Origin of the sequence: Pseudomonas sp. DP-17, from assembly GCF_022380625.1 — a bacterium.
Lineage (GTDB): Bacteria > Pseudomonadota > Gammaproteobacteria > Pseudomonadales > Pseudomonadaceae > Pseudomonas > Pseudomonas nitroreducens_A.
The window spans coordinates 327,504-352,185 of record NZ_JAKSXG010000013.1 but is presented as its reverse complement, the minus strand read 5'-3'; the positions used below and the strand labels follow the sequence as shown (position 1 = coordinate 352,185).

Annotated in this window: 23 protein-coding genes and 1 pseudogene; 13 read left to right on the top strand and 11 right to left on the bottom strand. The window is 60.5% G+C overall.

The annotated features are described in order from the left end of the window. The first annotated feature begins 13 nt into the window (after nucleotides 1-13). Nucleotides 14-631 (top strand): DUF4124 domain-containing protein, encoded by a 618-nt coding sequence (locus MJ122_RS21885; RefSeq protein ID WP_239746022.1) that lies wholly within the window; start codon nucleotides 14-16, stop codon nucleotides 629-631. Nucleotides 632-647: 16 nt separating this feature from the next. On the opposite strand, the gene MJ122_RS21880 is transcribed toward MJ122_RS21885, so the two are convergent. The 5 genes from MJ122_RS21880 to coaBC are packed head-to-tail and all read right to left on the bottom strand — an operon-like array spanning nucleotide 648 to nucleotide 6,422. Next, entirely contained in the window at nucleotides 648-1,094 is a 447-nt protein-coding gene (locus MJ122_RS21880) for a thioesterase family protein (protein ID WP_088419879.1), read from the bottom strand. A gap of 58 nt (nucleotides 1,095-1,152) precedes the next feature. Further along, nucleotides 1,153-2,058 carry an acetylglutamate kinase gene (argB, locus tag MJ122_RS21875; protein ID WP_017520714.1) on the bottom strand — a complete coding sequence of 302 codons (906 nt, stop codon included), beginning with the start codon at nucleotides 2,056-2,058 and terminating at the stop codon, nucleotides 1,153-1,155. A gap of 28 nt (nucleotides 2,059-2,086) precedes the next feature. Then, nucleotides 2,087-4,711, bottom strand: a complete 2,625-nt coding sequence (locus tag MJ122_RS21870) for a phosphomannomutase/phosphoglucomutase (RefSeq protein WP_239746021.1) — start codon at nucleotides 4,709-4,711, stop codon at nucleotides 2,087-2,089. Between the two features lie 39 nt (nucleotides 4,712-4,750). Next, a complete protein-coding gene (gene dut, locus MJ122_RS21865; RefSeq protein WP_017520716.1) occupies nucleotides 4,751-5,206 on the bottom strand; it encodes a dUTP diphosphatase in 456 nt (151 codons plus the stop codon). 7 nt (nucleotides 5,207-5,213) lie between these two features. Continuing rightward, complete coding sequence (gene coaBC / locus MJ122_RS21860; protein WP_088419883.1) at nucleotides 5,214-6,422, bottom strand: bifunctional phosphopantothenoylcysteine decarboxylase/phosphopantothenate--cysteine ligase CoaBC; 1,209 nt, start codon at nucleotides 6,420-6,422, stop codon at nucleotides 5,214-5,216. Between the two features lie 140 nt (nucleotides 6,423-6,562). Between coaBC and radC the strand changes: the two are divergent. Continuing rightward, a pseudogene (radC, locus tag MJ122_RS21855) lies at nucleotides 6,563-7,075 on the top strand (DNA repair protein RadC); the annotation flags it as partial. 151 nt (nucleotides 7,076-7,226) lie between these two features. Here the strand turns inward: radC and MJ122_RS21850 are convergent. Further along, on the bottom strand, nucleotides 7,227-7,511 hold the full coding sequence (locus MJ122_RS21850) for a helix-turn-helix transcriptional regulator (protein ID WP_239746020.1): 285 nt from the start codon (nucleotides 7,509-7,511) through the stop codon (nucleotides 7,227-7,229). A 195-nt stretch (nucleotides 7,512-7,706) separates the two neighbouring features. Here MJ122_RS21850 and MJ122_RS21845 point away from each other — a divergent pair, with 195 nt between their 5' ends. Continuing rightward, nucleotides 7,707-8,069: a hypothetical protein gene (locus MJ122_RS21845; protein ID WP_239746019.1), complete on the top strand. Its 363-nt coding sequence runs from the start codon at nucleotides 7,707-7,709 to the stop codon at nucleotides 8,067-8,069. Between the two features lie 461 nt (nucleotides 8,070-8,530). On the opposite strand, the gene MJ122_RS21840 is transcribed toward MJ122_RS21845, so the two are convergent. Next, nucleotides 8,531-9,604: a type IV toxin-antitoxin system AbiEi family antitoxin gene (locus tag MJ122_RS21840; protein WP_239746018.1), complete on the bottom strand. Its 1,074-nt coding sequence runs from the start codon at nucleotides 9,602-9,604 to the stop codon at nucleotides 8,531-8,533. Between the two features lie 536 nt (nucleotides 9,605-10,140). Between MJ122_RS21840 and MJ122_RS21835 the strand changes: the two genes are divergently transcribed. From MJ122_RS21835 to MJ122_RS21810, 6 genes are all read left to right on the top strand, one after another. Further along, entirely contained in the window at nucleotides 10,141-11,196 is a 1,056-nt protein-coding gene (locus MJ122_RS21835) for a hypothetical protein (protein WP_239746017.1), read from the top strand. 2 nt (nucleotides 11,197-11,198) lie between these two features. After that, nucleotides 11,199-11,594, top strand: a complete 396-nt coding sequence (locus MJ122_RS21830; protein WP_239746016.1) for a hypothetical protein — start codon at nucleotides 11,199-11,201, stop codon at nucleotides 11,592-11,594. After that, on the top strand, nucleotides 11,594-12,322 hold the full coding sequence (locus MJ122_RS21825) for a hypothetical protein (protein ID WP_239746015.1): 729 nt from the start codon (nucleotides 11,594-11,596) through the stop codon (nucleotides 12,320-12,322). The genes MJ122_RS21830 and MJ122_RS21825 overlap by 1 nt, the downstream gene beginning before the upstream one ends. An 83-nt stretch (nucleotides 12,323-12,405) precedes the next feature. Further along, nucleotides 12,406-12,768 carry a histone-like nucleoid-structuring protein, MvaT/MvaU family gene (locus tag MJ122_RS21820; protein WP_239746014.1) on the top strand — a complete coding sequence of 121 codons (363 nt, stop codon included), beginning with the start codon at nucleotides 12,406-12,408 and terminating at the stop codon, nucleotides 12,766-12,768. A 400-nt stretch (nucleotides 12,769-13,168) separates the two neighbouring features. Beyond that, nucleotides 13,169-13,930, top strand: coding sequence for an SDR family oxidoreductase (locus MJ122_RS21815; RefSeq protein ID WP_239746013.1), 762 nt, complete (start codon nucleotides 13,169-13,171; stop codon nucleotides 13,928-13,930). Between the two features lie 78 nt (nucleotides 13,931-14,008). Continuing rightward, nucleotides 14,009-14,566 (top strand): flavin reductase family protein, encoded by a 558-nt coding sequence (locus tag MJ122_RS21810; RefSeq protein WP_239746012.1) that lies wholly within the window; start codon nucleotides 14,009-14,011, stop codon nucleotides 14,564-14,566. Nucleotides 14,567-14,577: 11 nt separating this feature from the next. Here the strand turns inward: MJ122_RS21810 and MJ122_RS21805 are convergent, their stop codons facing one another. The 3 genes from MJ122_RS21805 to MJ122_RS21795 all read right to left on the bottom strand — a co-directional run bounded on the left by MJ122_RS21805 (nucleotide 14,578) and on the right by MJ122_RS21795 (nucleotide 16,652). Next, nucleotides 14,578-15,477 (bottom strand): AraC family transcriptional regulator, encoded by a 900-nt coding sequence (locus MJ122_RS21805; protein ID WP_239746011.1) that lies wholly within the window; start codon nucleotides 15,475-15,477, stop codon nucleotides 14,578-14,580. A 153-nt stretch (nucleotides 15,478-15,630) separates the two neighbouring features. Beyond that, nucleotides 15,631-15,885, bottom strand: coding sequence for an Atu4866 domain-containing protein (locus tag MJ122_RS21800; protein WP_239746010.1), 255 nt, complete (start codon nucleotides 15,883-15,885; stop codon nucleotides 15,631-15,633). A 29-nt stretch (nucleotides 15,886-15,914) separates the two neighbouring features. Continuing rightward, nucleotides 15,915-16,652: an SDR family oxidoreductase gene (locus MJ122_RS21795; RefSeq protein ID WP_239746009.1), complete on the bottom strand. Its 738-nt coding sequence runs from the start codon at nucleotides 16,650-16,652 to the stop codon at nucleotides 15,915-15,917. 303 nt (nucleotides 16,653-16,955) lie between these two features. Between MJ122_RS21795 and MJ122_RS21790 the strand changes: the two genes are divergently transcribed. Further along, complete coding sequence (locus MJ122_RS21790; RefSeq protein ID WP_275590769.1) at nucleotides 16,956-17,864, top strand: AraC family transcriptional regulator; 909 nt, start codon at nucleotides 16,956-16,958, stop codon at nucleotides 17,862-17,864. A gap of 338 nt (nucleotides 17,865-18,202) precedes the next feature. Here the strand turns inward: MJ122_RS21790 and MJ122_RS21785 are convergent, their stop codons facing one another. Next, nucleotides 18,203-19,657, bottom strand: coding sequence for a TolC family protein (locus MJ122_RS21785; protein WP_045217868.1), 1,455 nt, complete (start codon nucleotides 19,655-19,657; stop codon nucleotides 18,203-18,205). A 103-nt stretch (nucleotides 19,658-19,760) separates the two neighbouring features. Here MJ122_RS21785 and MJ122_RS21780 point away from each other — a divergent pair, with 103 nt between their 5' ends. From MJ122_RS21780 to MJ122_RS21770, 3 genes are all read left to right on the top strand, one after another. After that, nucleotides 19,761-20,378, top strand: coding sequence for a TetR/AcrR family transcriptional regulator (locus MJ122_RS21780; protein WP_045217869.1), 618 nt, complete (start codon nucleotides 19,761-19,763; stop codon nucleotides 20,376-20,378). 71 nt (nucleotides 20,379-20,449) lie between these two features. Beyond that, on the top strand, nucleotides 20,450-21,565 hold the full coding sequence (locus MJ122_RS21775) for an efflux RND transporter periplasmic adaptor subunit (protein WP_239746008.1): 1,116 nt from the start codon (nucleotides 20,450-20,452) through the stop codon (nucleotides 21,563-21,565). Beyond that, the gene (locus MJ122_RS21770) at nucleotides 21,562-24,651 is read left to right on the top strand and encodes an efflux RND transporter permease subunit (protein WP_045217871.1); all 3,090 of its coding nucleotides are present in this window, start codon (nucleotides 21,562-21,564) and stop codon (nucleotides 24,649-24,651) included. The genes MJ122_RS21775 and MJ122_RS21770 overlap by 4 nt, the downstream gene beginning before the upstream one ends. The last annotated feature ends 31 nt before the right edge of the window (nucleotides 24,652-24,682 follow it).

Below are 24,682 nucleotides of genomic sequence, written 5' to 3'. Positions count from 1 at the left end.
AAGGGTGTCGGGCATGGCCAAGCAGGGTGCTTACTGTTACAGGGTGTTGATGGGGCTTCTGGGAGCCATGCTCGCGGGCGGGGCGCTGGCGGCCGGGCAGCCGGCCGGCCAGGTCGAGATGTACCGCTACGTCAACGACAAGGGCATCACCGTCATCGACCGCCTGGGCGTGCCGCCTCAGTACATCGGCAAAGGTTACCAGGTGCTCAACGACCAGGGCCGGGTGATCCGCGAGGTGCCGCCGGCGCCCACCGCCGCCGAGATCGAGCAGCGCAAGGCGGCCGCCGCCCGCGCCAGTTCCGATCAGCAGCTGATGCGCATGTACACCAGCGTCGAAGATGTCGACCGGGCCCGTGAGCGCAAGCTGGCCGAGCTCGACGGGCTGACCAGCGTGGCCAAGGGCAACCTGCAGTCGCTGAAGACGCAGCAGGCCAACCTGCAGGCTCGCGCCGCCGATCAGGAGCGCGCCGGGCGCCCCGTGCCTGATGACCTGGTCGCCCAACTGGGCAACCTGCGCAGCGACGAACAGCGCTTGCGACAGGACATTGCCCGCTATCAGCAATTGCGCGAGCAGGCGGTGCGCAGTTTTACCGAAGATCGCGCCCGCGTCGCCCAACTGGTGGGCAACTGAGCCCAGGCTGCGCCGCTCACTGTTGCGGCGAGACTCGTTCGAATTCGTTGATCTTTCCGCGCAGCCAGTCCGGCAGGGGCTGGCTCGTCCGGTCAACGCCAGCGTAGGCGTAGATCAGCTCGCCCAGCGTCAGCAGGGTTTCCTCGCACCAGATCGATACCTGGAAGGTCAGGCTGCTGCGGCCCAGCCGGCTGACGCGCACGCCCATTTCCAGCCAGTCGTCGAAGCGTGCGGGCGCCAGGTACTCCAGGGTGGTCTTCACCGCGAACAGATCGCCGCCGCCGCGCAGCAGGTCGGCCGGGTAGCTCACACCCAGGTGGCGGTAGTACTCGGTGGTGGCGACGTCGGCATAGGTCAGGTAGTTGCCGTTGAAGACGATGCCTTGCGGGTCCACCTCAGACCAGCGTACGCGCAGGCCGTGGAAGAAGCTGAAGTCGTTGCGGGAAACGGGAGACGCGGCCATGCGGAGGCTCCAGACGGAAATACACCCGCGAGGATCGCTCCTGGCGGGTGTCTTTTGATCAGCGCTGCTTGCGGTTGGTGATCAGGGTGCCGACACCGCTGTCGGTGAAAATCTCCAGCAGCACGGCGTTGGGCACGCGGCCATCGATGATGTGCGCGCTGGTCACGCCGCCCTGTACCGCCTCGAGCGCGCAGCGGATCTTCGGCAGCATGCCGCCGTAGATGGTGCCGTCGGCGATCAGCTCGTTGACCTGCTCGGTGGTCAGGCCGGTGAGTACCTGGCCCTGCTTGTCCATCAGGCCGGCGATATTGGTGAGCAGCATCAGCTTCTCGGCCTTCAGCGCCTCGGCCACCTTGCCGGCCACGAGGTCGGCGTTGATGTTGTAGGACTCGCCGTTGGCGCCCACGCCGATCGGCGCGATGACTGGGATGAAGTCACCCTGCACCAGCATGTTCAGCAGGTCGACGTTGACGCCGGTGACTTCGCCCACATGGCCGATGTCGATGATTTCCGGCTTGGTCATCTCCGGCGTCTGGCGGGTGACGGTGAGCTTTTTCGCACGGATCAGCTCGGCGTCCTTCCCGGTCAGGCCGATGGCGCTGCCGCCATGACGGTTGATCAGGTTGACGATGTCCTTGTTCACCTGGCCGCCGAGGACCATCTCCACCACGTCCATGGTCTGCGCGTCGGTGACGCGCATGCCATCGATGAAGTGGCTCTCGATCGACAGGCGATTGAGCAGGTCGCCGATCTGCGGACCACCACCATGAACCACCACCGGGTTGATGCCGACGGCTTTCATCAGCACCACGTCGCGGGCGAAGCTGTTCTTCAGCTCGTCCGTCTCCATGGCGTTGCCGCCGTACTTGATCACCAGTGTCTTGCCGACAAAGCGGCGGATGTAGGGCAGGGCTTCGGCAAGGACGCGGGCAACCTGGGCGGCGTCATCGCGGCTCTGGGTCATGGTGGGCTCCGGCATGAGTGCTACAGGGTCAGAAGGGCAGGCTGAGGGCGGGGTCGACCGCTTTCAGCTGGGTGCGGAACACTTCCTTGATGCGTTCCAGTTCGTCCTGGGAGTCCGCCTCGAAACGCAGCACCAGCACCGGCGTGGTGTTGGATGCGCGAACCAGGCCCCAGCCTTTGGGGTAATCCACGCGCACGCCGTCGAGGGTGGTGAGGTTGGCTTCACCCCACTGGCCGCGGGCCTGCAACGCCTCGATCAGGGCGAACTTGCCCTCGTCGGTGACGGTGATGTTGATTTCCGGGGTGGAGATGTCCAGCGGGAACGCGGAGAACACGCGCTCGGCGTCGCGCTTGTCCAGGCTGATGATTTCCAGCAGGCGCGCGGCGCTGTAGATGCCGTCGTCGAAGCCGTACCAGCGTTCCTTGAAGAAGATGTGGCCGCTCATCTCGCCAGCGAGCAGGGCGCCGGTTTCCTTCATCTTCTTCTTGATCAGCGAGTGACCGGTCTTCCACATCACCGGGCGACCGCCGTAGCCGCTGATCAGGGAGATCAGGCGGCGGGTGCATTTGACGTCGAAGATGATGTCGGCGCCCGGGTTGCGCGATACCACGTCCTTGGCGAACAGCATCAGCAGGCGGTCGGGGTAGATGATGGTGCCTTCGTTGGTCACCACGCCCACGCGGTCGCCGTCGCCGTCGAAGGCCAGGCCGAGGTCGGCGCCGGTTTCTTTCACCTTGGCGATCAGGTCTTCCAGGTTCTCGGGCTTGCCCGGGTCCGGGTGGTGGTTGGGGAAGGTGCCGTCGACATCGCAGTACAGCGGGATCACGGTGCAGCCCAGCGCTTCGATCAATTGCGGGGCGATCACGCCGGCCACGCCGTTGCCGCAGTCCACCACCACTTTCAGCGGCTTGGCCAGGGCGATGTCGTCGCGGATCTGCTGGAAGTAGCGCGGCAGGATGTCGACCTGCTGCACGCTGCCCACGCCGGAGGCGAGGTCTTCGTTCTGGATGCGCTCGCGCAGGGCCTGGATCTGCTCGTTGGCCAGGGTCTCGCCGGCGACGACGATCTTGAAGCCGTTGTAGTCCGGCGGGTTGTGGCTGCCGGTGAGCATCACGCCCGACTTGCCTTCCAGGACATTGGCCGCGTAGTACAGGACCGGCGTGGGAACCATGCCGATGTCGGTGACCTGGCAACCGCAGTCGACCAGGCCCTGGATCAGTTGCTGGACCAGTTCGGGACCGGACAGGCGGCCGTCACGGCCTACGGATACGCACGGCTCACCGCGCGCCAGGCTTTCGGAACCGATCGCGCGGCCGACCCAGTAGGCGGTCTCGGCGGTCAGGGTGTCGCCGACCACGCCACGGATATCGTAGGCGCGGAAGATGCTGGCGGGCAGCTGTGGGGTTTTAGGCGTGCTCATAGCGGATGTGTGCTCCAATCCCAGGAGATCCTGGTCTTCATCAAGAATATCGATGTCCAGAATGTCGGTGTTCTGGAACAGCGGATCGACCAATGGCGGTTCGGTGGCAGCGACCGGGCCTCTGGCGGCAGCGACAGCCGGGGTCGGCTGAACGGCTGCGGCCGGGGCGGCGGGAGCGCTGGCACTGGGTGTTTCGGTCTTGCGGCGTGGCTGGCGGGCCAGCGCCTGAGCCAGGGCCTGCAGGCTCGGCAGGCTCAGCTCAGGAGCTTTGGCAGTACGTTGGCCGGCGAGTTCCTGAATGAACTGCCCCAATGCCTGGGCATCCTTGCTGACCCGGCGCTGCATCGCACTTTGCGCAAGATAGAGGCCGAGCAGCCCGCCGGCCAGTGCAAGCAGCGCGGCGATACCCAGCAGGGACGGCGAATAGAGCTGGCCGGTCACGCTCGGGCCGGGGGTGAAGCTCAGCTTCCAGTTCGGATTGCCGCTGGACAGCTCCATCGGCGTGGCGTCGCCGGCCTGACCGCGTTGCAGCAGGACCTGCGCCGGTGAATTGCCGAACTGCTGGGAAAGCTTCAGCTGGCCGATGTCGGCGGACATCGGTGGCAGGTTGCCGAGCAGGCGTTGCAGGTCGACGACCAGCAGCAGGGAACCCTGGATCGAGTTGTCCGCCGCGCGCAGGGCGGTGGGGCTGTACACCAGCCAGCGGGTACCGACCTTGTAGGCCTCTGGCGCCACGGCCTGGCCGCTTTCGACGCGGTGCAGCATGTCCAGCGCGGCATAGTTCAGCGGACCGGGGCGAGCGGTGTCCTGCACGGCCTGGCCGTTGGCGTTGAGGTGGACGTCCACCAGGCCGTCCAGGTGACCCTGGGTCATTGCCTTCTCCAGCGCGGCGATGCGCGCCGGGTCATTGCCCTGCAGGGTGGGCAGCAGTTGCGGATCGCCCGCCATGGCGCGACTGTCCGCAGCCAGCAGGTTCAAGGACTGGCGCAATGCGCCGGACTGGTTTTCCGACCAGGCATTGCTCAGCTGGGCGACGTGCGCGCGATCGGCCTGACCGAACAGGCTGAACCACAGCAGCGCACCGGCTGCCGCCACGCCGCCCACGGTGAGGACCAGCGATGGCAGCAGCGGCTTGAGGTCGACCCTGGAAGCCGGTCCTTTGACGGGCTTCTCCGCCGGCACGAGCTCTGGCAGTTCGGCGCTGTCCTTGGCAGTGCGTTGGAAAAGTTTCATGCAACGTCTCCTCGGCGATTCATCCTGAAAAGGGAAAGGTCAATGGCTACCGGAGTGACCGAAGCCGCCGGCGCCGCGCTGGGTTTCGTCGAAGGTTTCGACCAGCTCGAAATGCGCCTGCACCACCGGCACCAGCACCAGTTGGGCGATGCGTTCGCCGATGGCGATCTTGAACGCCGTCTGCCCGCGGTTCCAGCAGGAGACCATCAGCTCGCCCTGGTAGTCCGAGTCGATCAGGCCGACCAGGTTGCCCAGCACGATGCCGTGCTTGTGGCCCAGGCCCGAGCGCGGAAGGATCAGCGCAGCCAGGCCCGGATCGGCGACATAGATGGACAGGCCGGTGGGGATCAGCACGGTCTGGCCCGGTTCGAGGACGCAGTCCTCCTGGAGCATGGCGCGCAGGTCGAGGCCGGCGGAGCCCGGAGTGGCGTATTGCGGCAGCGGGAAATCGCTGCCCAGGCGGGGATCGAGGATCTTGGCTTGCAGGGAATGCATTGAGTTCTCAGTGTTGATTGATGCGTTCGGCGATGAAGGCAATCAGCTGGCGGGCAATCTTGCCCTTGCTGGTCTGGGCGAACGCAGTCTTGTGCAATTCGCGGTCGATGACCGTGATGGCGTTCTCTTCACTATTGAAGCCAATGGACGGATTAGCGACGTCATTGGCGACGATCAGGTCGAGATTCTTGTCCTTGAGCTTGCGCGAGGCGTATTCGAGCAGGTTCTCGGTCTCGGCGGCGAAGCCGACGCTGAAGGGCCGATCCTCGCGCAGCGAAAGGGTGGCGAGGATGTCGGGATTGCGTACCAGCTGCAAGAGCAGGCCGTCACCCTTGGTGGGGTCTTTCTTGAGTTTCTGCGGCGCCACCAGCTCCGGGCGATAGTCGGCCACGGCGGCGGAGGCGATCAGGATGTCTGCCGGCATCGCCGCTTCACAGGCGGCCAGCATGTCGCGGGCGCTGACCACGTCGACACGGCTGACCCGGTCGGGGGTCGGCAGGTGCACCGGGCCGGTCACCAGGGTCACGCGGGCGCCGGCTTCGGCGGCCGCTTCGGCCAGGGCGAAGCCCATCTTTCCGGAGCTGTGGTTGGTGATGTAGCGCACCGGGTCGATGTTTTCCTGGGTCGGCCCGGCGGTGATCAGGATGTGCTGGCCGGTCAGGGCCTTGAACTCGAAGCAGTCGGCGGCGCGCTGTGCCAGCTCCTCGGCTTCGAGCATGCGTCCCGGGCCGACGTCTCCGCAGGCCTGGCTGCCGGCGGCAGGGCCGAAGAAATGCAGGCCGCGGCTACGCAGCAGCTCGGCATTCACCTGGGTGGCCGGGTCGCGCCACATGGCCTGGTTCATCGCCGGGGCCAGGGCGACCTGTGCGTCGGTGGCGAGCACCAGGGTGGTCAAAAGGTCGTTGGCCACGCCCTGGGCCAGCCGCGCCATGAGGTCGGCAGTGGCGGGGGCGATCAGCACCAGGTCGGCCCAGCGAGCCAGCTCGATGTGCCCCATGGCCGCTTCGGCGGCGGGGTCGAGCAGGTCCAGGTGGACCGGATGGCCGGAAAGGGCCTGGAGCGTGAGCGGGGTGATGAACTCGCGGCCGCCCTGGGTCATCACGACACGCACCTCGGCGCCCTGGTCGCGCAACCGGCGGACCAGTTCGGCGCTCTTGTAGGCGGCGATACCGCCGCCGACGCCCAGAACGATGCGTTTTCGATAGAGCCGCTGCATAGGCCAGCCTTAAATACGGAAATGGATGACGCGCGCTGAAGCCGGCGACGCCTCCCCAGGCCTCCGGCTGCGCGAAGCGAGGGGGCTAAGATAGCACAGCGCCTGCGCCGGAACAGCGGGCGGCCTGACGGGGAGGTCCCTTGAGTATTCGTGACTGGCCAGCGGCGGAGCGCCCGCGGGAAAAATTGCTCGAAAGAGGAGCGGCGAGCCTGAGCGACGCCGAGTTGCTCGCCATCTTCCTGCGTACCGGCGTGGTTGGCTGCAGTGCTGTCGATCTTGCGCGGCGCCTGCTGAGCGAATTCGGCAGCCTGCGCGCCTTGCTGGAGGCCGATCTGGATTCGTTCTGCAGTCACCTGGGCCTGGGCGTCGCCAAGTTCGTGCAGTTGCAGGCCGTACTGGAAATCGCCCGGCGTCATCTTGCCGAGCAGCTCAGCCGCAATTCGGCGCTGGAGAGCCCCCAAGCCGTGCGCGACTTCCTCAAGGCGCGGCTGCGCCACGAGCCCCACGAGGTCTTCGCCTGCCTGTTCATGGACAACCGCCATCGGGTGCTGGCGTTCGAGATACTGTTCCGCGGCTCCATCGACAGCGCCAGCGTCTATCCCCGGCAGATCGTCAAGCGCGCCCTGGCGCACAACGCCGCCGCGCTGATCCTCGCGCAGGACCTTATCGCAAGTAGCTTCGTTGACTTTTTTGATCGAAATTACCGTGGCGTGCCTCCGAATCTGGGCTGTAGGTCCTACATCTGGCCATGGTGATGGAGTCAACGGTGACACCGGATGCCGCGAGGCGCTTTCGCCAATGCCGTCAGCTCAGCAATTCATCCAGTTCTTGTATCACGCGTTTAAGTGTCCTCTCCCGGTCTTCCAGGGTGCCTTCCTTGATTAGGTAGGTGATGGCGAACAGCGTGGCTGGGTGAACGGCGAGCACGCTGCATAGATCCTCGATCTTCTCGATCGTTGGAGCGGTGGCTCCTCGCTCCAGCAAGCTCACGAAGGTACGGCTGCTAACCACAGAGAAATCCTCTTGAGTCAGCCCCCGTTTAATTCGTGCCAGTCGCAACGCTTTGCCGAATGCCTCTCTGACTTCCATTTTGTGATTCCACAAAAAGGAAGGATGAAGCGGCATTGAACAATATATGACTACAAAATATATTGTTCATTAACGTCTTCTCATTAAGGTTAGGAGGGTCCTGCTGTGTTCCTGACGAACCGCAAATCGGAATTTTTCGGCGGGCTACTTCGAGGCTCTAACGGGGACCAGCTCTGGTCTCTCGTGGAGCAGGACTTGATCCTGCCCTGGTTCTATCTCCAAATCGTTCGAGCGCATGGCAAGGCGTCGTACCGCAGCATGATGCTCATCCCTACCGTCCAAGAGCTCCAGGATTTCGTGGCGAAGATCGGCAAAAGGCTTTGGATTGAAGAGGCCTTGGTCGTAACCCCTGCTGCTGTGAATTCAGCGGGCCACTGGCTCATGGAGCCTCTGCTTGAAGTCAGTGAAGTTGTGGACAGGCGTGGCGAGATGACCGGATACCGCATCCGCGTAGAAGGAGGGCAGATCTATCTAACGGCGACGTCTGAACGCCCGGAGTTTTGCACTCCGGCAGCAATGGTGTTCGATGCCGAGGTTCATCTTCAGCGCGCTTCGTAATCTGCCTGCAGAACCCCTCGGCTTGGGAGCATTAGGAAGCTGCGGGGTGCTGTGTAGCTGGCGTGGAAGGCAATTTGATTCGAAATGACCGGGGCCTCTCTTGTGCAGCCGCATCAAAAAACTGTTCTGAGAACTGCCAATGTTCAAGAAAAAGTGGAAAGGAAAGTCACAACTCATTGCCGAGTACCAAGCTGAAGCTAGGCGCCTGGCCGGAAGCATGACGGAGTTCGAGGAGCGTCTTATCAGAGTCGGACTGTCGAAGGGGCGGGAGCTTGAGCCCGCCGGCAGGTTAGCCGGATCAGTGGGCGTCGAAGGAAATGTTCCGGACAAAAGCTAGGTACATGTCGGGTGCGTTTATCTGCCGAATCGACGATCCAAGACGGCCCATTTCGAGCCTTGTGCTTAGCTAGGTAGCTGCGTTTTGCCGGTTGAGACCTCTGATGCAATTGCGATCAGAGGTTTCAGGCCGCCACCCATTTTTGCTCCATTTTTTCTCTGAGATAGGTTGCCAACTCTTTATTTCTTCCATGCCCATCAAGCAAGTCGAGGTACTGGATGAATGGGCTGGCGAAGTAGGCGGGATACGCGGAATAGGACTCCCTAAACTGCAGGCTGGTGCCTCCACGCTCGACGATCGTGACGTTGCTGCCTTTTGACGCGGGCTTCATTTTTAAGGCCAGCCTCAGAATTTCTGCATACCCCGGTGGAACGATGATTTCAGCGGAATTAACACTGGTGAGTAAGGGGGCATAGATATTGGCTGCCGCTGCTCCAGTAAAAGCCCAAGGAAAGTCCACTCCAGACTCCGTCACTAGGTAGGCAAGCTGATCGATCAACAGATGAGGATTTTCGACGAAGACGTAACCGCGGCATCTGTTTACGCTTCTCTTTTGCCAATCTGCAGCCCAGTCGTCGAGGAGCTGTCCTGGTTGAATGAGTCTGCGCCGCTTGGTTCTGCTGGCTCCTTGGGCTTCGCACCACATTCGGCGCTCTAGCTCCTGTAGAACAACAGAGCAGGTGTAGGTGGAGGTCTGTGATAGCTCTGCGAGGTCCGCACCTGCCATCCACTGAAAGGCGTTCCTGAGCAGTCCATGTACTGCCCCTTCTCGGGCTTCTGTGAATAAGTCAGTAGCCTGTGCTCGGGGTGGAAATTTCGCTGGGCGCTCGATGTTGACGAACATTTTTTTCATGCGCAGAAAAAGACTGCCGCTGCGCTCAAAGAAGGCGTAGCCGTTATCTTTGAGTATCGACTTCGCACCAGGGCTGAGGTGATCCGCTGCGACCAGCTTGATGAGAGCTCCTGGCTTTGCTTTTTCGCGGCGTAGTGCCAGTCCATCGAGGTGCCACATCACTCCAGGGATATCCCGTGGATAGGCGGTTCGAATGACCTCTATCGCCACGAATACAGGTTCTCCGTCCCAGTCGAACTTGAGCAAGCCATCAAGTCGCCCTGAGGGGGTGATCGTCGATCTGGTGGCTACTCGGACATCTCTGTCGATAGCCTCTGTCAGGGCCTGCCTGACCAGGCCAAGCATCTCTTGCTCGAAGGGGGATTGCTGGAGCTTGTCCGAGGAATGCGCCATCGCAGAAGCGGTTACCCTGGTTGATTGGCTGGCCAGAAGGCCAGGATAAGTTAGCTAAAATCGTATGATTAGCTGTACAGCTAATCAGCGAAGAATAGCTAATCAAAGCGAGATAGAAATCTGCAGACTCACAGCGCATCAGATGCCTACTCTTGCTATCCCGTCTCCCCCTTAGGCATAGTGAACTCGCAGTAGCTCTGTTTGCGTCAAAGTGCTGACGCTAAGAGAATGGCGAAGGCTAGATTCACTCGCAGCGTTACTGATTAAGGAAAAATAAAAGGAGACCGCAAGGATGCCGTTCGCTATCAACCCCGCACTCGCAGCACCCGCCCCTCGCGTCCTTGTCCTTATTTTTCAGTTTCCTTGGCCCGCCTCCGCCAACGACTTCGGCTGCATTTAAATTGCTAGCCGTATTGGCCGGAAAGAGCTGAAATCAACTGAATCATAACAGCCAAGCCAGGGCGTTACACTAAATGCAAGGAAGGCTTATGACGGCTTTTGAATTAATCGCAGCCCTTCAGGCTCGTGACATTTCGTTTATTAGCTTTCGAAATGCACTGAAAGCAAATGAATTGCCAGTGTCTACTGGCTGGGCCGCCACGGTAAAAAAGCTAGAGCCGTATGCTAAAGACCCGGCCAAGAAAGATGAGTTTCGGGATACAATCCAGACCATCCACGACGAGCTCACGCTCTACACCGATAAAGCAGTTGTAATCTACGATCTTGGCAAGTCTCTGGCTGCGGACTTGCTTATCGCTCTATCCGCAGACTTTATTGACTCCGAGTCGCCATATCTCGAGTCCTTCCCAGTACCACTCTCTCGCGATGAGCTTCTGGAAGCGCCACTTGAAGTGACCTGCGTTGATCAATGGGACTTTGAGGGAGGCTCTAACTTCATTTTCTGCTCTCGCCAAAATCTTACCGAACGTGCAGAACTCCCAGCAGAGCTGATGGACGAGGAGGCTCGGGAGAATTACGGAAGTTTCGATGAGCTAATCGGCATACGTCGGACTCCTGTCCAGCTCTTTGACTCTGTCTCTATCTCTAAAGTCCATAATACGCTTGAAATCAGGGTAGATGGCATCAAGAAATTCAATAGCGATGATGTGCAAAAAAGGCTTCATCGCATAAGGCTGGTAATTCAGAACAAATACAAGGAAGTATTTTCGAGCAAGTTGCAGTGGCCGGCCCCCGTCAATTTCTATGACGCACTCGACAGGCTCTATGCTGATAAAGATGGAATAGTGGGTGAGCTCGGTCACCTGACTGACGCCTCAGGAATGTACCACGAAAGGATGCGCCACAAGACCATGGACGTTCGATCCGATCCTTACCACAACGGTGGCGCCGATGCGGTTAAAGGGTTGAATATTCACCAGATTTCCAAGCACTGGCTGTCCCCCTCAGGATATGGGCATCCCGAAGTAAGCATTCCGTCGAATTTTATTGTCGCCAGCGAGTCAGAACCCGCCGTTAATATCATTCATGTGCTAAACTGCGCATCCGAAGATGATTATAACTTCGTGCTAAACAAGGTTCTGTAATTGTGGACAAGGCGTACTTACTCGAGTTAATTGCTGATGATTGCGGCGGGCAGCCAATTGCCGACGCATCCGCAATTATCGTCGAATTCCTGTACGCCACCCCCTCTGTGAAGCACCTCACCTTTTCTAGAATCTGTAAGATTCTTGAGACGCACGACCCAGGTTTTGTACTGCGTGTAATTCAGTATCTTTCTGGTGCGAGATTGCAAGCTCTAGAAGTTAAATATGAGCTCATCATTGGGGATGAAACGATTCTGCTAGAGGATGAATACCTAGAGCAGATGCATGCAGAAGGTGTTCTGTACAATCCAGAGACTGGCGAGCCCGTCCCTGATTTCAAAAGTAAAGTCTATCCATTTTTCGCTCCAGGGAAGGCCATTCTAGGAGATGTTGCGTAATGGCTACTGAGCTTAAAGACTTTACTCTTGAAGATCTTGAGAAGCTATCCGGGTATATTCCGGAGCTCGCCAACTTTCCTCGTCGCTTGCTCGCAACTACATATCAAGATTTTGTCGATGTCTTGTATGAAGATCTGGAGTCAATTATCGCTGAAATGCAGCTCAATCCTGAGTTGATGAAGGACGATGGAGAGGATCGTATCTCGTTAGAGCTGAAGCGTACTCTTAATGTATTAGGCTACAAGGCCACCCACGATGAGAAAATCGGCGGTCACTCTGACATTGCGGTGAGACACCGCAGGAATTTTCTGTGGATCGGCGAAGCAAAGATTCATAGCGGCTACGACTATTTATTCCAAGGATTTCAACAGCTTTGTACTAGATACTCGACTGGGGATGAAGGGCAAGATTGCGGCGGCCTGCTAATTTATATCAAGACTAACAATGCTGCAGATGTCATCAAAAACTGGCGAGCAGATCTGCAAGGTCGGGGCCTTCAAGATTACTCTGACTATGACAACGCAACTCGCAGCACATTCGTCTTCAATTCGATACACAAACATGATCGTTCAGGAACACCCTTCAACGTTCGACACATTGGTGTGATTCTTGGGTTTGAACCGAAGGACAAAGATGTTCGGCAGAAGAAAAAGAAGGTAGCTGACGCGACAGCAAAGCCTGTGAAAGAACGTAAGCCACGCGCCCCTAGGAAGGCGTCCGCAGCCTGAGATTGTATTCTTCTGCTTGTAGCCAGCCCTGCTTCTCTGCTTTAGAATTGAGAAACTTTATTATTCTTGATTTGGAGTGGTATATGTCCAGGCTTGCCGAATTCCGTGCAGCTGAAAAGGCTTTGGCCGATCAGTTGGCTTATCTTGAGTCTCTGAAGAATGATGCTGGCCTGAAGAAAGAGATTGAGTTCGAAGAGAAACTCAAGAGTCTCCTCAGTAGCTATGGCAAATCGCTTAAGGACATCATCGCGATTCTCGATCCTGACTGCCAGCGCGGCCTGCGTCCCCGCACCGTCAAACCTGGCCGTCGCGCTCGTGCGATCAAGGTCTACAAGAATCCACACACCAACGAGGTCGTTGAGACCAAGGGGGGGAATCACAAGGTTCTGAAGGCCTGGAAAGCAGAGTTTGGCAATGATGCTGTTGAGTCTTGGCTGCAGCCGTAAGCAGCCCCGAAGATCACTGCACTGGAAGCGCCGTTGGCCCTCTTGCCCTCGGCGCTTTTTCATTTGAGCCTTCCACTGATGCCTACGTACAAGCCCAGCAGCACTATCTGAATCACCTTAATACTGCTTGTAATTAATCTGGCATCTTTGAATTCGATCGGGCGCCTATTGCTGCACTTTATTTGAAGCCGTAGGAGACCCAGAAACCTGCACACGCCGAGGAGGCGACCGGCAGTAATCGGCCAGAAGCAGACATCAGGCATCGCAAGGCCGCCAGCCGGCGCAAAGAAAGGAGCAAGATCCCGACAGGCTGAGCAACCCTGCCAAAGAGAGGCATGTCGAGAAGAGGGAAATTTGAATCGTCGGCAGCGACGACTCAATAACTACCTGGAGACATGACATGAGTGACTTCATCCCCACCCCCAACGAAGTGGCAGGTAAAGTAATTCTGGTGACCGGCGCAGCCAGCGGTATCGGCAAGGCCATTACCGAGTTGCTGCATTCCCGTGGTGCGAAAGTAATCGCAGAGGACATCGACGCTTCCGTTAATGCACTTGAGCGCCCCGGCATTGTTCCCTTCGTCGCGGATATCACCGTCGACGGCTCTGCCGAGAAGGCGGTTGCCCTAGCCGTGGAGAAGTTCGGCAAGCTCGACGTTCTGGTCAATAACGCCGGACGCATTCTCTACAAGCCGATCGTCGAGATGACCCGTGAAGACTGGGTCTGGCAAATGGAAACGAACGTCACCGGTGCCTTCCTTCACTCCCGCGAAGCGATGAAGGAAATGATGAAACACAAATCCGGTGCGATCGTGAACATCGCCTCCTATGCCTCGTATTTCGCCTTCCCAGGCATCGCCGCCTATACCGCCTCCAAGGGTGCGCTGGCGCAGCTGACGCGCACCCAGGCGCTGGAAGCGATCGAACATGGCATCCGCGTCAATGCCATCGGCGTAGGCGATGTGGTGACCAATCTGCTGAACCACTTCATGGAAGACGGACGTGGTTTTCTGGCGGAGCACGGCAAGTCCGCGCCCATCCGCCGAGCCGCTGCGCCAGAAGAGATCGCCGAGATCGTGTCGTTCCTGGCCTCTGAGCGCGCCAGCTTCATCGTAGGATCGGTGGTCATGGCGGACGGCGGCATGAGCATCCCGGTGGGCTAATACGCCTCGATGCGCCGGGTGCAGGTTAGCCCTGAACCCGGCGTTTCTTTGTCCTTTCGACTATTCAACGGAGGCGCCATGAACGCACTTCGAAAGTCTGACTTTCCCCTGATCGACGTACGCCAACATCTGGAGACCGGACCTATCGTACTGGTCACCTCAGCCTGGAAAGGTGAAACCAATGTCATGACCCTGGGCTGGCACATGATGATGCAGTTTTCACCCGCTTTGGTCGGGTGCTACATCTGGACGGGAAACCATAGCTACGAGCTGATCCGAAGCAGCGGGCAATGCGTCATCAACGTGCCCACAGTGGAGCTGGTCGATCAGGTCGTCTCCGTGGGGAACAGCACAGGCACAGCCATCGATAAATTCTCCGCTTTTGCCCTGACCGCGGCCCCGGCAGAGCGGGTAAAGGCGCCGCAGATCAAAGAGTGCTACGCCAATTTCGAGTGCCAGTTGTTCGATGCCAACTTGATTGGCGAGTACGGCCTGTTCGTATGGGAGGTCGTGAAAGCGCACGTTGCGCTATCGGTGAAGAATCCAAAGACACTGCACTACAGAGGCAGGGGCCAGTTCATGGTTGCGGGAGAAATGCTGGATTTCCACGAAAGATTTCACCCCCAGAACCTTTGAAGCCCCGATCCTCATTTACGGTAATCGCTGGGTGTGACGCCAACTTCGCGCTTGAAAATCTGAGAAAAATGACTTGGGCTGCCATAGCCGACCTCCAGACCGATATCAATGATGTTCTGATCCGTTTCTAGGAGAAGCTGCCGGGCTCTGGCCATTCGCATTCGGATAAAGAACTGCGAGGGTGAATGCCCGGTAGCTTTCTTGAACAGTCGGCTGAAATGGTATTCGCTCATGCCGGCCTCCTCCGCCAGTGTCCCAAGACTGAACGGCGAACCCAGATTGGCTTCCATGGCAGACAAGACCCGCCGCAACTTGAAGGCGGGCAGCGCGTTGCGGTGTGCAATATCGTCCGCCGAGCTGTCCAGGTACTGTCGGGCAAGGTGGACGGCCAAACATTGGGCCAGCCCCTGGAGAAACAACGTACTGACAGCATCCCGACTCATCAGCTCCGCGCGGACTCGCTCCAGCAACAACGACAGCACCTCGTCACGGCCGCCCGATACCTCACGCAGGCGGACAGCACCGGACCCGCCGAGCACTTCCTGGACGGCTTTTTCAAGCAGTGGGATGCCGAGATAGAGGTGCATCACTTCGAATGCATCGGCGCCGGAGACCTGCCAGCGCATTTCGTACGGTTCTGCGGAGGACGTCAGGAAAAAGTCGCCTTTGGCCACATGGCTGGTTTCCCAGTTGCCGCCAAGGGTTCGCTCCTCCACGGCCGCAGTTCCTGAGATGACCCACACCAGCAACGGTTCGGCCACGGCAGGCACGATAAAGCTGTCCTGGTCACGCTCACGATTGAATATCTGAACCAGTACATCGCGCGCTGCTAGGCCGTCCGAGGTCGCCAGACGCTTACCACGAATGTACCCCTCCAGCCCCTCTGCAGAAGTCCGCTCAATCACGCTCATGCCAATTCACCTACCTGCAGTGCCATGCCAACATCTAGCATTCAGACCTTGCGAGCCGAAGCGGATTCAAAGCCGACGCCCGCACGAGGGCGGGCGATGGTTTAACAGAAGATCCCGTGAAAAGGCCGGAATTCTTGCATTCCGGCCTTCGCTTCAACGCTCTGGATAGAGCACCATCCCGGCGTGGTACAGCACGTTATCTCGGAACTCACCGTCGGCGGTGAAGCCGGTATCGTCGACGTACTCGATATGGTCCCCTTCTAGCCAGTACCGGCCCTGGTAGGCGCTTTGCTGCCGCCCCCTGGCCTCGTCGTAACGGCCGCCTGGCAACAGTTCATGGCGAATACGGCCGTCGGCTGTCACCCACATACCAACGTATTTGTCCTGGTCTCCATATGGCTGTGCCATGGCTTTCTCCTGCTCAGCGGCAATGACGATCAGAATGGGCTCGCGGTGGGACGCACGATCAGTTCGCTGACGTCCACATCCGCCGGCTGCTCGACGGCGTAGGCGATAGCGCGGGCAATGGCGGCGGCGGGAATGGCGATCTTGCGGAACTCGCGCATTTCCGCGCGCCCGCCTTCGTCGGAAATGCTGTCAGCCAGCTCGGACTCGGTAACACCGGGGGCGATGACGGTGACGCGAATGTCTCCACCCACCTCTTGGCGAAGCCCTTCAGAGATGGCACGTACGGCGTATTTCGTCGCGCAATACACGGCCGCGGTGGGGCTGACGGCATAGGCGCCGATCGAGGCGATGTTGATGATCTGCCCCGAGCGCTGTTGCTGCATCAACGGCAAGGTCGCTGCAATGCCATGGAGCACGCCGCGGATGTTCACGTCGATCATCTGGTTCCATTCATTGATCTTGAGCGCCTCCAGCTTGGAGAGCGGCATTACCCCGGCGTTATTCACCAGTACGTCCACACGGCCGTGAAGCTCCATGGCAAAGTCGATGAACGACTGCACGTCATCCAGGCGGGTAACATCCAGGGGGAGCACATCGGCAATGCCGCCGGCTGCGCGGATTTCATCCGCAAGGGACTCGAGCCGGTCGGTGCGACGAGCCCCCAGGACGACCCGTGCGCCTTTGCTCGCCAGAAGGCGAGCGGTTGCCTCGCCAATGCCGCTGCTGGCCCCGGTAATGACGACGACTTTCTGTTCGATGTTGTTCATCTTCACCACTCCTGTTTCTGCTTCAGAGGTTCCTGCTGTTCGGCAGGTGTTGAAGCGAGATTAAGAAGTCGTGCCGAGGTACCGTTAAACGATTACTACGGAGCTTTTGCACAATGCTCTGCGTGGTGGGTGCTAATTTTGGCGGGTGTGGCCGACTCACATCCTGGGGTATGCGGGATGGTACGGACCACCGCCGGCACAAGCGCCGATCAATTGCATCGCACATTGATAGGAGGAACCGCGCTACCAAGCGCCCGGTAATCGAAATATGCTCTCGCGCAGCCCATCATCGGAGTGACCAAGTTGAACGACCTGGACATGGAAATTGCCCGCCGCAGGGCAGAGCTGGCCGAAACGATGCAGCGCTTCGCCCCCGAGTACGGCGTCTACCCAACGCCGATCGCTCCGCTTCATTTCATACGCAGCGATGCTCCAACCGATACGATCCACACAGTCCACAAACCAGGTTTGTGCATCATTGCTCAAGGCCGAAAGGAAGTGCGGCTGTGGAACGAGAGCTATGTCTACGATCCACTGAACTACCTAGTCGTATCGGTCACCCTGCCGCTGGCAGGCCAAGTCATCGAGGCATCTCCGGAACACCCCTACCTGTGTATTCGACTGGACATTGACCCTGCCGAAATTGCCCAGCTCATTGCCGAAACCAGTCCTATCGGGGTTCCCGGCAACGGAGCAAACCGGGGGCTCTACCTCGACAAGATCGACACCTCGCTATTGGACGCCATGCTGCGTCTGGTCCGACTTCTCGATACGCCATCCGACATCCCAGCTTTGGCCCCTCTGGCACTTCGGGAAATTTTCTACCGTCTGCTCAAGGGCCAACAGGGCCAACGGCTGCATGAGATCGCGATCGCGGACAGCCAGACCCACCGGGTGACCCGAGCGATCGAATGGCTGAACCGGCATTACTCACAGCCTCTGCAGATCAAAGAGCTCGCTAGCCACGTGAATCTCAGCCCCTCGACCCTTCATCATCGTTTTAAGTCCGTGACCGCCATGAGCCCCCTGCAGTACCAGAAACAGCTGCGGTTACAGGAAGCACGACGCCTGATGATTTCTGAGGGGCTGGACGTTTCCACGGCGGGCTACCGGGTGGGTTACGAGAGTCTTTCGCAGTTCAGTCGAGAATACAGCCGGATGTTTGGCGCAGCGCCAAGCAGAGACATCGCGAAAATTCGCTCGACGGCATAACCGATATCGTCCACTAAAAACCGAGCAATGCGGCTTGGAAGAAGGGCTTTCGTTTTCCGTCAGACATTCCTGATGTGAGGGCTTCAACTGCATCGTCTACCGGGTAGCTCGCAGGTAAGCGGAACATCTCGGTTGATGCTGGATTAGACAGATTCTGCCTGGCAAGCCACCCCGCTTCCGGCCTGAAGCGAAACCCCCGCCACAACTGAATCTGGGTCTCTACCTCAACCGGAAACGGTCCATCAATAGGCAGCTATCGGCCAATAGCGGACTGTCGGCATCGCTATCACTAGTTACTGAAGATCAGCACAAAGCAACTACCTGATACAGCATTGCAATCACTTGGCCGCAAGCGCCTCGGGCGCTTTCCAGCCACCGCCCAACGCTTTGAATGCCGCGACGCCAGCGAGGGCCGACTCGGTTTGCGCCTGGGCTCGGGCATCTGTAGCACGCAGCAGATTTTCATCGGCCTGCAACACTTCGATCAGGCTGACGACACCCTGCTGGTAAGCCTCGAACGATGCCTGCCGCGCGCGGCTGAGCGAGTCCACGCCCTGCTCCAGCACACGGGCCTGCTGCTCACGCTTGACCAGTGCCGAGAAGGCATTTTCCACGTCCTCGGTAGCGCGCAGCGCGGCGAGGCGGTAGGCCGCCAGTTGCTCGGCTTCCTGCCCTTTGGCCAGGTCGATCTGGGCATCGATACGGCCGAAGTCGAACAGGCGCCAACGCAGCCCCAGCACACCACTCATCTGGCTGGCGCCGCTACTGAACAGGTTGCCATCGGACACCGACGTGGCACTGCCGATCAGCCCACTCAGCGAAAACTTCGGGTAGTACTCGGCAATGGCCGCACCAATGCGGGCGTTCGAAGCAGCCAGGCGGCGCTCAGCGACGATCAGGTCGGGCCGGCGACGCAGCAGGTCGCCAGGCGTACCGCTCGCAGCGATCTGCGGTGTCACCGGAATGGCCTCACTCCCGGCCAGCTCGGCGCGATGCGTGCCAGGTTGCGCACCGAGTAGCACGTCGAGAGCGTTCATCGCAGCATCCAAGCCGGCCTCCAGCACCGGCACCGAGGCGCTTACCTGAGCCAGTGCGCCGCGGGCCTGATGCACCTGCAATTCGGCAGCCAGCCCCTGGCCTTGCAGTAACTCGATGGTGGCCACCAGCTCCTGTTGCGTCTTCACCTGCTGACGCGCCACGGCTATACGGGTTTGCAGGCCGCGAATGCTGATGTAGGTGTCGGCGGTCTGCGCTGCGATGGCGAGTCGCGTAGCAGTGGCTCCCGCTTGCGAGGCTTGGTATTGCGCAAGTGCCGCCTCGCGATCACGACGCAGACCACCGAAGACATCCAGTTCCCAACTGGCGCCGAGGTTGGTTTCGTAGCTGTTGCCATAGCGGTCGAACCCTGGCGTGGAATCGAGTACCTGGCCCAACGGCGTCTCCACCGATTGGTAGGCGCGCGCTGCCTGGCCGTTGACGGAGCCGGACGGCAACAGTGCCGCATTGGCCGCACCCAGGCCGGCGTGGGCTTGGGCGATACGTGCGGTGGCTTGGGCCAGATCCAGGTTCTGCTGCAGGGCGAGCGTTACCAAGCGAGTCAGTTGTGGGTCGCCGAAGCCTGCCCACCAATCGACCAAGTAGGCCGTAGAGCTCACAGGCCGTTGCTCGACCGTGTTCTGTCCCAGGAAGCGCTCGGACAGGGATATCTCCGGACGCTGGTAATCGGGGCCAACCGCGCAGCCTGCCACCAGGCCGGTGCTGATCAGTACAACGAGGAGTCGCTTCGACGGCATGGGATGTTCTTCCAGGGCAAGGGAGGAGACTGCAGAAACTGTGACCATAATACATTTTGGTCACTAATTGTCTATCACCCTGCCGCTCTGTAGGCTATCCCCCATGAACAAGACCCCCTCCCCCAAAGTTGCAGCACGTGGTCCGGTGGATCACGAGGTGCGTGATCAGATCGTGGCAGCGGCGACCGAGCACTTCCGCCTGTATGGCTACGAGAAGACCACGGTTTCCGACTTGGCCAAGGCCATCGGTTTTTCCAAGGCCTATATCTACAAGTTCTTCGAGTCCAAGCAGGCCATCGGCGAGATGATCTGCGCGAACTGCCTGCAGCAGATACAGACCGAGGTGAATGCTGCCATCGATGAGGTGGACAGCCCGCCGGAGAAGCTGCGGCGCATGCTCAAGGCATTGGTGGAAGCTTGCCTGCGGCTGTTCTTCCAGGATCGCAAACTCTACGAAATCGCCGCCTCCGCCGCCTCCGGGCGCTGGCCGGCAACCCTGCTCTACGAAGGCTTCATCGAGCAGACCCTTCGCGAGATCCTGCAGCAGGGCCGGCAGAGCGGCGACTTCGAGCGCAAGACGCCACTGGACGAAACCACCCGCGCGATCCACCTGATCATGCGCCCCTATTTCAACCCGCTGCTGCTCCAGTACGGGCTCGAAACCACCGATGAAGCGCCGGCCCTGCTGTCCAGCCTGGTGTTGCGCAGTCTGTCACCCTGATTAGTGACTATTGACTAAATTGGTCACGCGAATCAAAGTGAGGCTCCCTACGACTTCGCAACGGGTTCCTCATGCGCCGGCGCAACCTCCTTCTGTCCACTCTGGTCGGCGTGATGCCGTTCGTGCTGGTCGCCTGCAGCGACCAGACGCCCCCCGATCCCCGCACTGACGCGCCACTGGTCCGCGTCACCACCATCCAGTCGGCAACCGCTACATCGCGCGCCTTCACCGGCATCGTCGCGGCCAGGGTGCAGAGCGATCTGGGTTTCCGCGTGTCCGGCAAGGTGTTGCAACGCCTGGTCGATACCGGCCAGACCGTCAAGCGTGGCCAGGTTCTGCTGCGTCTCGATCCAGTCGATCTGCAACTCGCTGCCCATGCGCAGCGCGAGGCGGTGGCCGCAGCGCGGGCACGGGCTCAGCAGGCCAGCGATGACGAGGCTCGTTACCGTGCGCTACGCGGGACTGGTGCCGTTTCCGCGTCCGCTTACGACCAGTACAAGGCAGCGGCGGATGCGGCTCGCGCGCAACTGAGTGCAGCCGAGGCCCAAGCCAAGGTTGCCGGTAACGCCACCCGCTACGCCGAACTGCTCGCCGATGCCGACGGCATCGTCATGGAAACCCTGGCCGAGCCAGGCCAGGTAGTCAGCGCCGGCCAGGCCGTGGTACGGCTTGCACATGCCGGTCCACGCGAAGCGCTGGTGCAACTGCCGGAAACCTTGCGCCCGGCAGTCGGCTCCAGTGCTGAGGCCAGGCTCTTCGGTAGGCAAGACATCAGCGTCGCCACCCGGCTGCGCCAGTTGTCGGATGTCGCCGACCGCCAGACCCGCACCTTCGAGGCGCGCTACGTGCTCGAAGGCGAGCTGGCCAACGCGCCGCTGGGCACCACCATCACCGTGCAAATCAGCGAGTCGCAAACCGTTTCACCAAGCGCAGTGCAGGTGCCCATCGCCGCGCTGTACGACGCCGGCAACGGGCCTGGCATCTGGATGATTCGCGGAGAGCCGACGCAGGTTGCATGGACGCCCGTCAGCGTTCAGTCGCTGGACGATGAGAGCGCCCGCATCAGCGGCGCGATCAAGCTAGGCGACCAGATCGTCGCCCTGGGCGCGCACCTGCTGCGCGACGGCCAAGCCGTTCGCCTGGCCGAGCCGGCCACCGTGGCGGCAACCGAGGAAGGCCAGCCATGAGCGAAGGTCGTTTCAACCTCTCCGCACTCGCCGTGCGCGAGCGCTCCGTCACCCTGTTCCTGGTCTGCCTGATCTCCCTGGCGGGGCTGGTCGCCTTCTTCAAGCTCGGGCGGGCCGAAGACCCGGCCTTCACCATCAAGGTCATGACCATCGTCACCGCCTGGCCGGGCGCCACCGCCCAGGAAATGCAGGATCAGGTCGCCGAGAAGATCGAGAAGCGTCTGCAGGAGCTGCGCTGGTACGACCGCAGCGAAACCTATACCCGCCCGGGCCTGGCCTTCACCACCCTGTCGCTGCTCGACACCACACCGCCCTCGGAGGTGCCCGAGGAGTTCTACCAGGCGCGCAAGAAGATCAGTGACGAGGCCAAGACGCTGCCGGCCGGGGTGATCGGCCCGCTGGTCAACGATGAGTATTCGGACGTCACCTTCGCCCTGTTCGCACTCAAAGCCAGGGGCGAGCCGCAGCGCCACCTAGTGCGCGACGCCGAGACCCTGCGTCAGCGCCTGCTGCATGTACCCGGCGTGAAAAAGGTCAACATCATCGGCGAGCAAGCCGAGCGTATCTTCGTCGAGTTCTCCCACGAGCGCCTGGCCACCCTGGGTATCGGCCCTCAGGACGTGTTCGCCGCGCTCAACGGGCAGAACGCCCTGACCCCGGCCGGCTCCGTGGAAACCCGCGGCCCCGACGTGTTCCTGCGTCTGGACGGTGCCTTCGATGAGTTGCAGAAGATCCGCGACACTCCAATCATCGCCCAAGGCCGCACCCTGAAGCTTTCCGATGTCGCCACGGTCAAGCGCGGCTACGAAGACCCGGCCACTTTCCTGATTCGCAACGGCGGCGAACCGTCCCTGTTGCTCGGCATCATCATGCGTGAAGGCTGGAACGGGCTCGACCTGGGCAAGGCCTTGAACGACGAGGTGCAGCAGATCAATGCCGAACTGCCGCTGGGCATGAGCCTGAGCAAGGTCACCGACCAGGCCGTCAACATCAGCGCGTCCGTCGACGAGTTCATGATCAAGTTCTTCGTCGCGCTGCTGGTGGTCATGCTGGTGTGCTTCGTCAGCATGGGCTGGCGCGTCGGCGTGGTGGTCGCGGTGGCGGTGCCGCTGACCCTGGCGATGGTCTTCGTGGTGATGGCCGCCAGCGGCAAGAACTTCGACCGCATCACCCTGGGCTCGCTGATCCTCGCTCTCGGCCTGCTGGTGGACGATGCGATCATCGCCATCGAGATGATGGTGGTGAAGATGGAGGAAGGCTACGACCGCGTGCGAGCCTCCGCCTACGCCTGGAGCCACACAGCGGCGCCGATGCTCTCCGGCACCCTGGTCACTGCCGTCGGCTTCATGCCTAACGGCTTCGCCCGCTCCACGGCCGGCGAATACACCAGCAACATGTTCTGGATCGTCGGCATCGCGCTGATCGCTTCCTGGTTAGTCGCGGTGATCTTCACGCCATACTTCGGCGTCAAGCTGCTGCCCGCGATCAAGAAGGTCGAGGGCGGTCACGACGCCATCTACGACACCCCGCGCTACAACCGATTTCGGCGGATTCTGGGCAGGGTGATCGCCCACAAATGGCTGGTCGCAGGCTCCGTGGTCGGGCTGTTCGTGACGGCCGTACTCGGCATGGCGCTGGTCAAGAAACAGTTCTTTCCCATCTCCGACCGCCCCGAAGTGATGGTCGAAGTACAGATGCCTTATGGCACCTCGATCCTCCAGACCAGCGCTGCTGCGGAAAAAGTCGAAACCTGGCTGGCCCAACAGGCAGAGGCGAAGATCGTCACGGCCTACATCGGCCAGGGCGCACCGCGCTTCTTCATGGCCATGAGCCCGGAACTGCCGGATCCGTCGTTCGCCAAGATCGTCGTGCGTACCGACAACCCGGATGAGCGCGAGGCATTGAAGCATCGCCTGCGCAAGGCGATTGCCGAGGGGCTGGCCAGCGAGGCGCAGGTGCGTGTCAGTCAATTGGTGTTCGGACCCTACTCGCCGTATCCGGTGGCCTACCGGGTCACCGGCCCGGATCCACAGCGTCTGCGCGAAATAGCCGCCGAGGTACAGCAGGTGATGGATGCCAGCCCGCTGATGCGCACGGTCAATACCGACTGGGGCACCCGTGTCCCCACGCTGCACTTCAATCTGCAGCAGGATCGCCTGCAGGCGGTGGGGTTGACCTCCAGTACCGTCGCGCAGCAGCTGCAGTTTTTGCTTAGCGGCGTGCCCGTCACCGCCGTGCGCGAAGACATCCGCACGGTGCAGGTCATGGCCCGCGCTGCCGGCGATATCCGCTTCGACCCGGCGCGGGTGATGGACTTCACCCTGGCCGGTGCCAATGGCCAGCGCATTCCGCTGTCGCAGGTGGGTGAAGTGGAAGTGCGCATGGAAGAGCCGATCATGCGCTGGCGGGATCGTGTGCCGACTATCACCGTGCGTGGCGATATCGCCGAAGGCCTCCAACCGCCAGACGTGTCGGCCGCCATCAGCCAGCAGTTGCAACCTATCATCGACAGGCTGCCGAGCGGCTATCGCATCGAGCAAGCGGGCTCCATCGAAGAGTCGGGCAAAGCCAGCAAGGCCATGCTGCCGCTGTTCCCGATCATGCTGGCCGTCACGCTGGTCATCATCATCCTGCAGGTGCGCTCGATCGCCGCGATGATCATGGTCTTTCTCACCAGCCCGCTGGGGCTGATCGGTGTGGTGCCGACGCTGATCCTATTCCAGCAGCCGTTCGGCATCAACGCGCTGGTCGGGCTGATCGCGCTGTCCGGCATCCTCATGCGCAACACGCTGATCCTGATCGGGCAGATCCGCCAGAACGAGGCGGCGGGGCTCGATCCGTTCCGCGCCGTGGTCGAAGCCACCGTGCAACGTGCTCGGCCGGTGATCCTCACCGCGCTGGCGGCGATCCTGGCGTTCATCCCACTGACCCATTCGGTGTTCTGGGGCACGCTCGCCTACACCCTGATCGGCGGCACCTTCGCCGGCACCGTGCTGACCCTGGTGTTCCTGCCGGCCATGTACGCCATCTGGTTCGGCATCCGCCCTATCCCCCACGAACCACTCGCGCAGGCAAAACCTGCATGAACCGCCCCTTACTTGAGCGAGAGTAACTGCC

Excerpts from the sequence above, each read along its gene's own strand:
- MJ122_RS21880 (WP_088419879.1), bottom strand. The coding sequence starts at position 1,094 with ATGGCCGCGTCTCCCGTTTCCCGCAACGACTTCAGCTTCTTCCACGGC.
- MJ122_RS21885 (WP_239746022.1), top strand. The coding sequence starts at position 14 with ATGGCCAAGCAGGGTGCTTACTGTTACAGGGTGTTGATGGGGCTTCTG.
- dut (WP_017520716.1), bottom strand. The coding sequence starts at position 5,206 with ATGCATTCCCTGCAAGCCAAGATCCTCGATCCCCGCCTGGGCAGCGAT.
- MJ122_RS21805 (WP_239746011.1), bottom strand. The coding sequence starts at position 15,477 with ATGAGCGTGATTGAGCGGACTTCTGCAGAGGGGCTGGAGGGGTACATT.
- MJ122_RS21850 (WP_239746020.1), bottom strand. The coding sequence starts at position 7,511 with ATGGAAGTCAGAGAGGCATTCGGCAAAGCGTTGCGACTGGCACGAATT.
- MJ122_RS21835 (WP_239746017.1), top strand. The coding sequence starts at position 10,141 with ATGACGGCTTTTGAATTAATCGCAGCCCTTCAGGCTCGTGACATTTCG.
- MJ122_RS21815 (WP_239746013.1), top strand. The coding sequence starts at position 13,169 with ATGAGTGACTTCATCCCCACCCCCAACGAAGTGGCAGGTAAAGTAATT.
- MJ122_RS21810 (WP_239746012.1), top strand. The coding sequence starts at position 14,009 with ATGAACGCACTTCGAAAGTCTGACTTTCCCCTGATCGACGTACGCCAA.
- MJ122_RS21800 (WP_239746010.1), bottom strand. The coding sequence starts at position 15,885 with ATGGCACAGCCATATGGAGACCAGGACAAATACGTTGGTATGTGGGTG.
- MJ122_RS21795 (WP_239746009.1), bottom strand. The coding sequence starts at position 16,652 with ATGAACAACATCGAACAGAAAGTCGTCGTCATTACCGGGGCCAGCAGC.
- coaBC (WP_088419883.1), bottom strand. The coding sequence starts at position 6,422 with ATGCAGCGGCTCTATCGAAAACGCATCGTTCTGGGCGTCGGCGGCGGT.
- MJ122_RS21820 (WP_239746014.1), top strand. The coding sequence starts at position 12,406 with ATGTCCAGGCTTGCCGAATTCCGTGCAGCTGAAAAGGCTTTGGCCGAT.
- MJ122_RS21770 (WP_045217871.1), top strand. The coding sequence starts at position 21,562 with ATGAGCGAAGGTCGTTTCAACCTCTCCGCACTCGCCGTGCGCGAGCGC.
- MJ122_RS21775 (WP_239746008.1), top strand. The coding sequence starts at position 20,450 with ATGCGCCGGCGCAACCTCCTTCTGTCCACTCTGGTCGGCGTGATGCCG.
- argB (WP_017520714.1), bottom strand. The coding sequence starts at position 2,058 with ATGACCCAGAGCCGCGATGACGCCGCCCAGGTTGCCCGCGTCCTTGCC.
- MJ122_RS21785 (WP_045217868.1), bottom strand. The coding sequence starts at position 19,657 with ATGCCGTCGAAGCGACTCCTCGTTGTACTGATCAGCACCGGCCTGGTG.
- MJ122_RS21840 (WP_239746018.1), bottom strand. The coding sequence starts at position 9,604 with ATGCTTGGCCTGGTCAGGCAGGCCCTGACAGAGGCTATCGACAGAGAT.
- MJ122_RS21780 (WP_045217869.1), top strand. The coding sequence starts at position 19,761 with ATGAACAAGACCCCCTCCCCCAAAGTTGCAGCACGTGGTCCGGTGGAT.
- MJ122_RS21870 (WP_239746021.1), bottom strand. The coding sequence starts at position 4,711 with ATGAAACTTTTCCAACGCACTGCCAAGGACAGCGCCGAACTGCCAGAG.
- MJ122_RS21825 (WP_239746015.1), top strand. The coding sequence starts at position 11,594 with ATGGCTACTGAGCTTAAAGACTTTACTCTTGAAGATCTTGAGAAGCTA.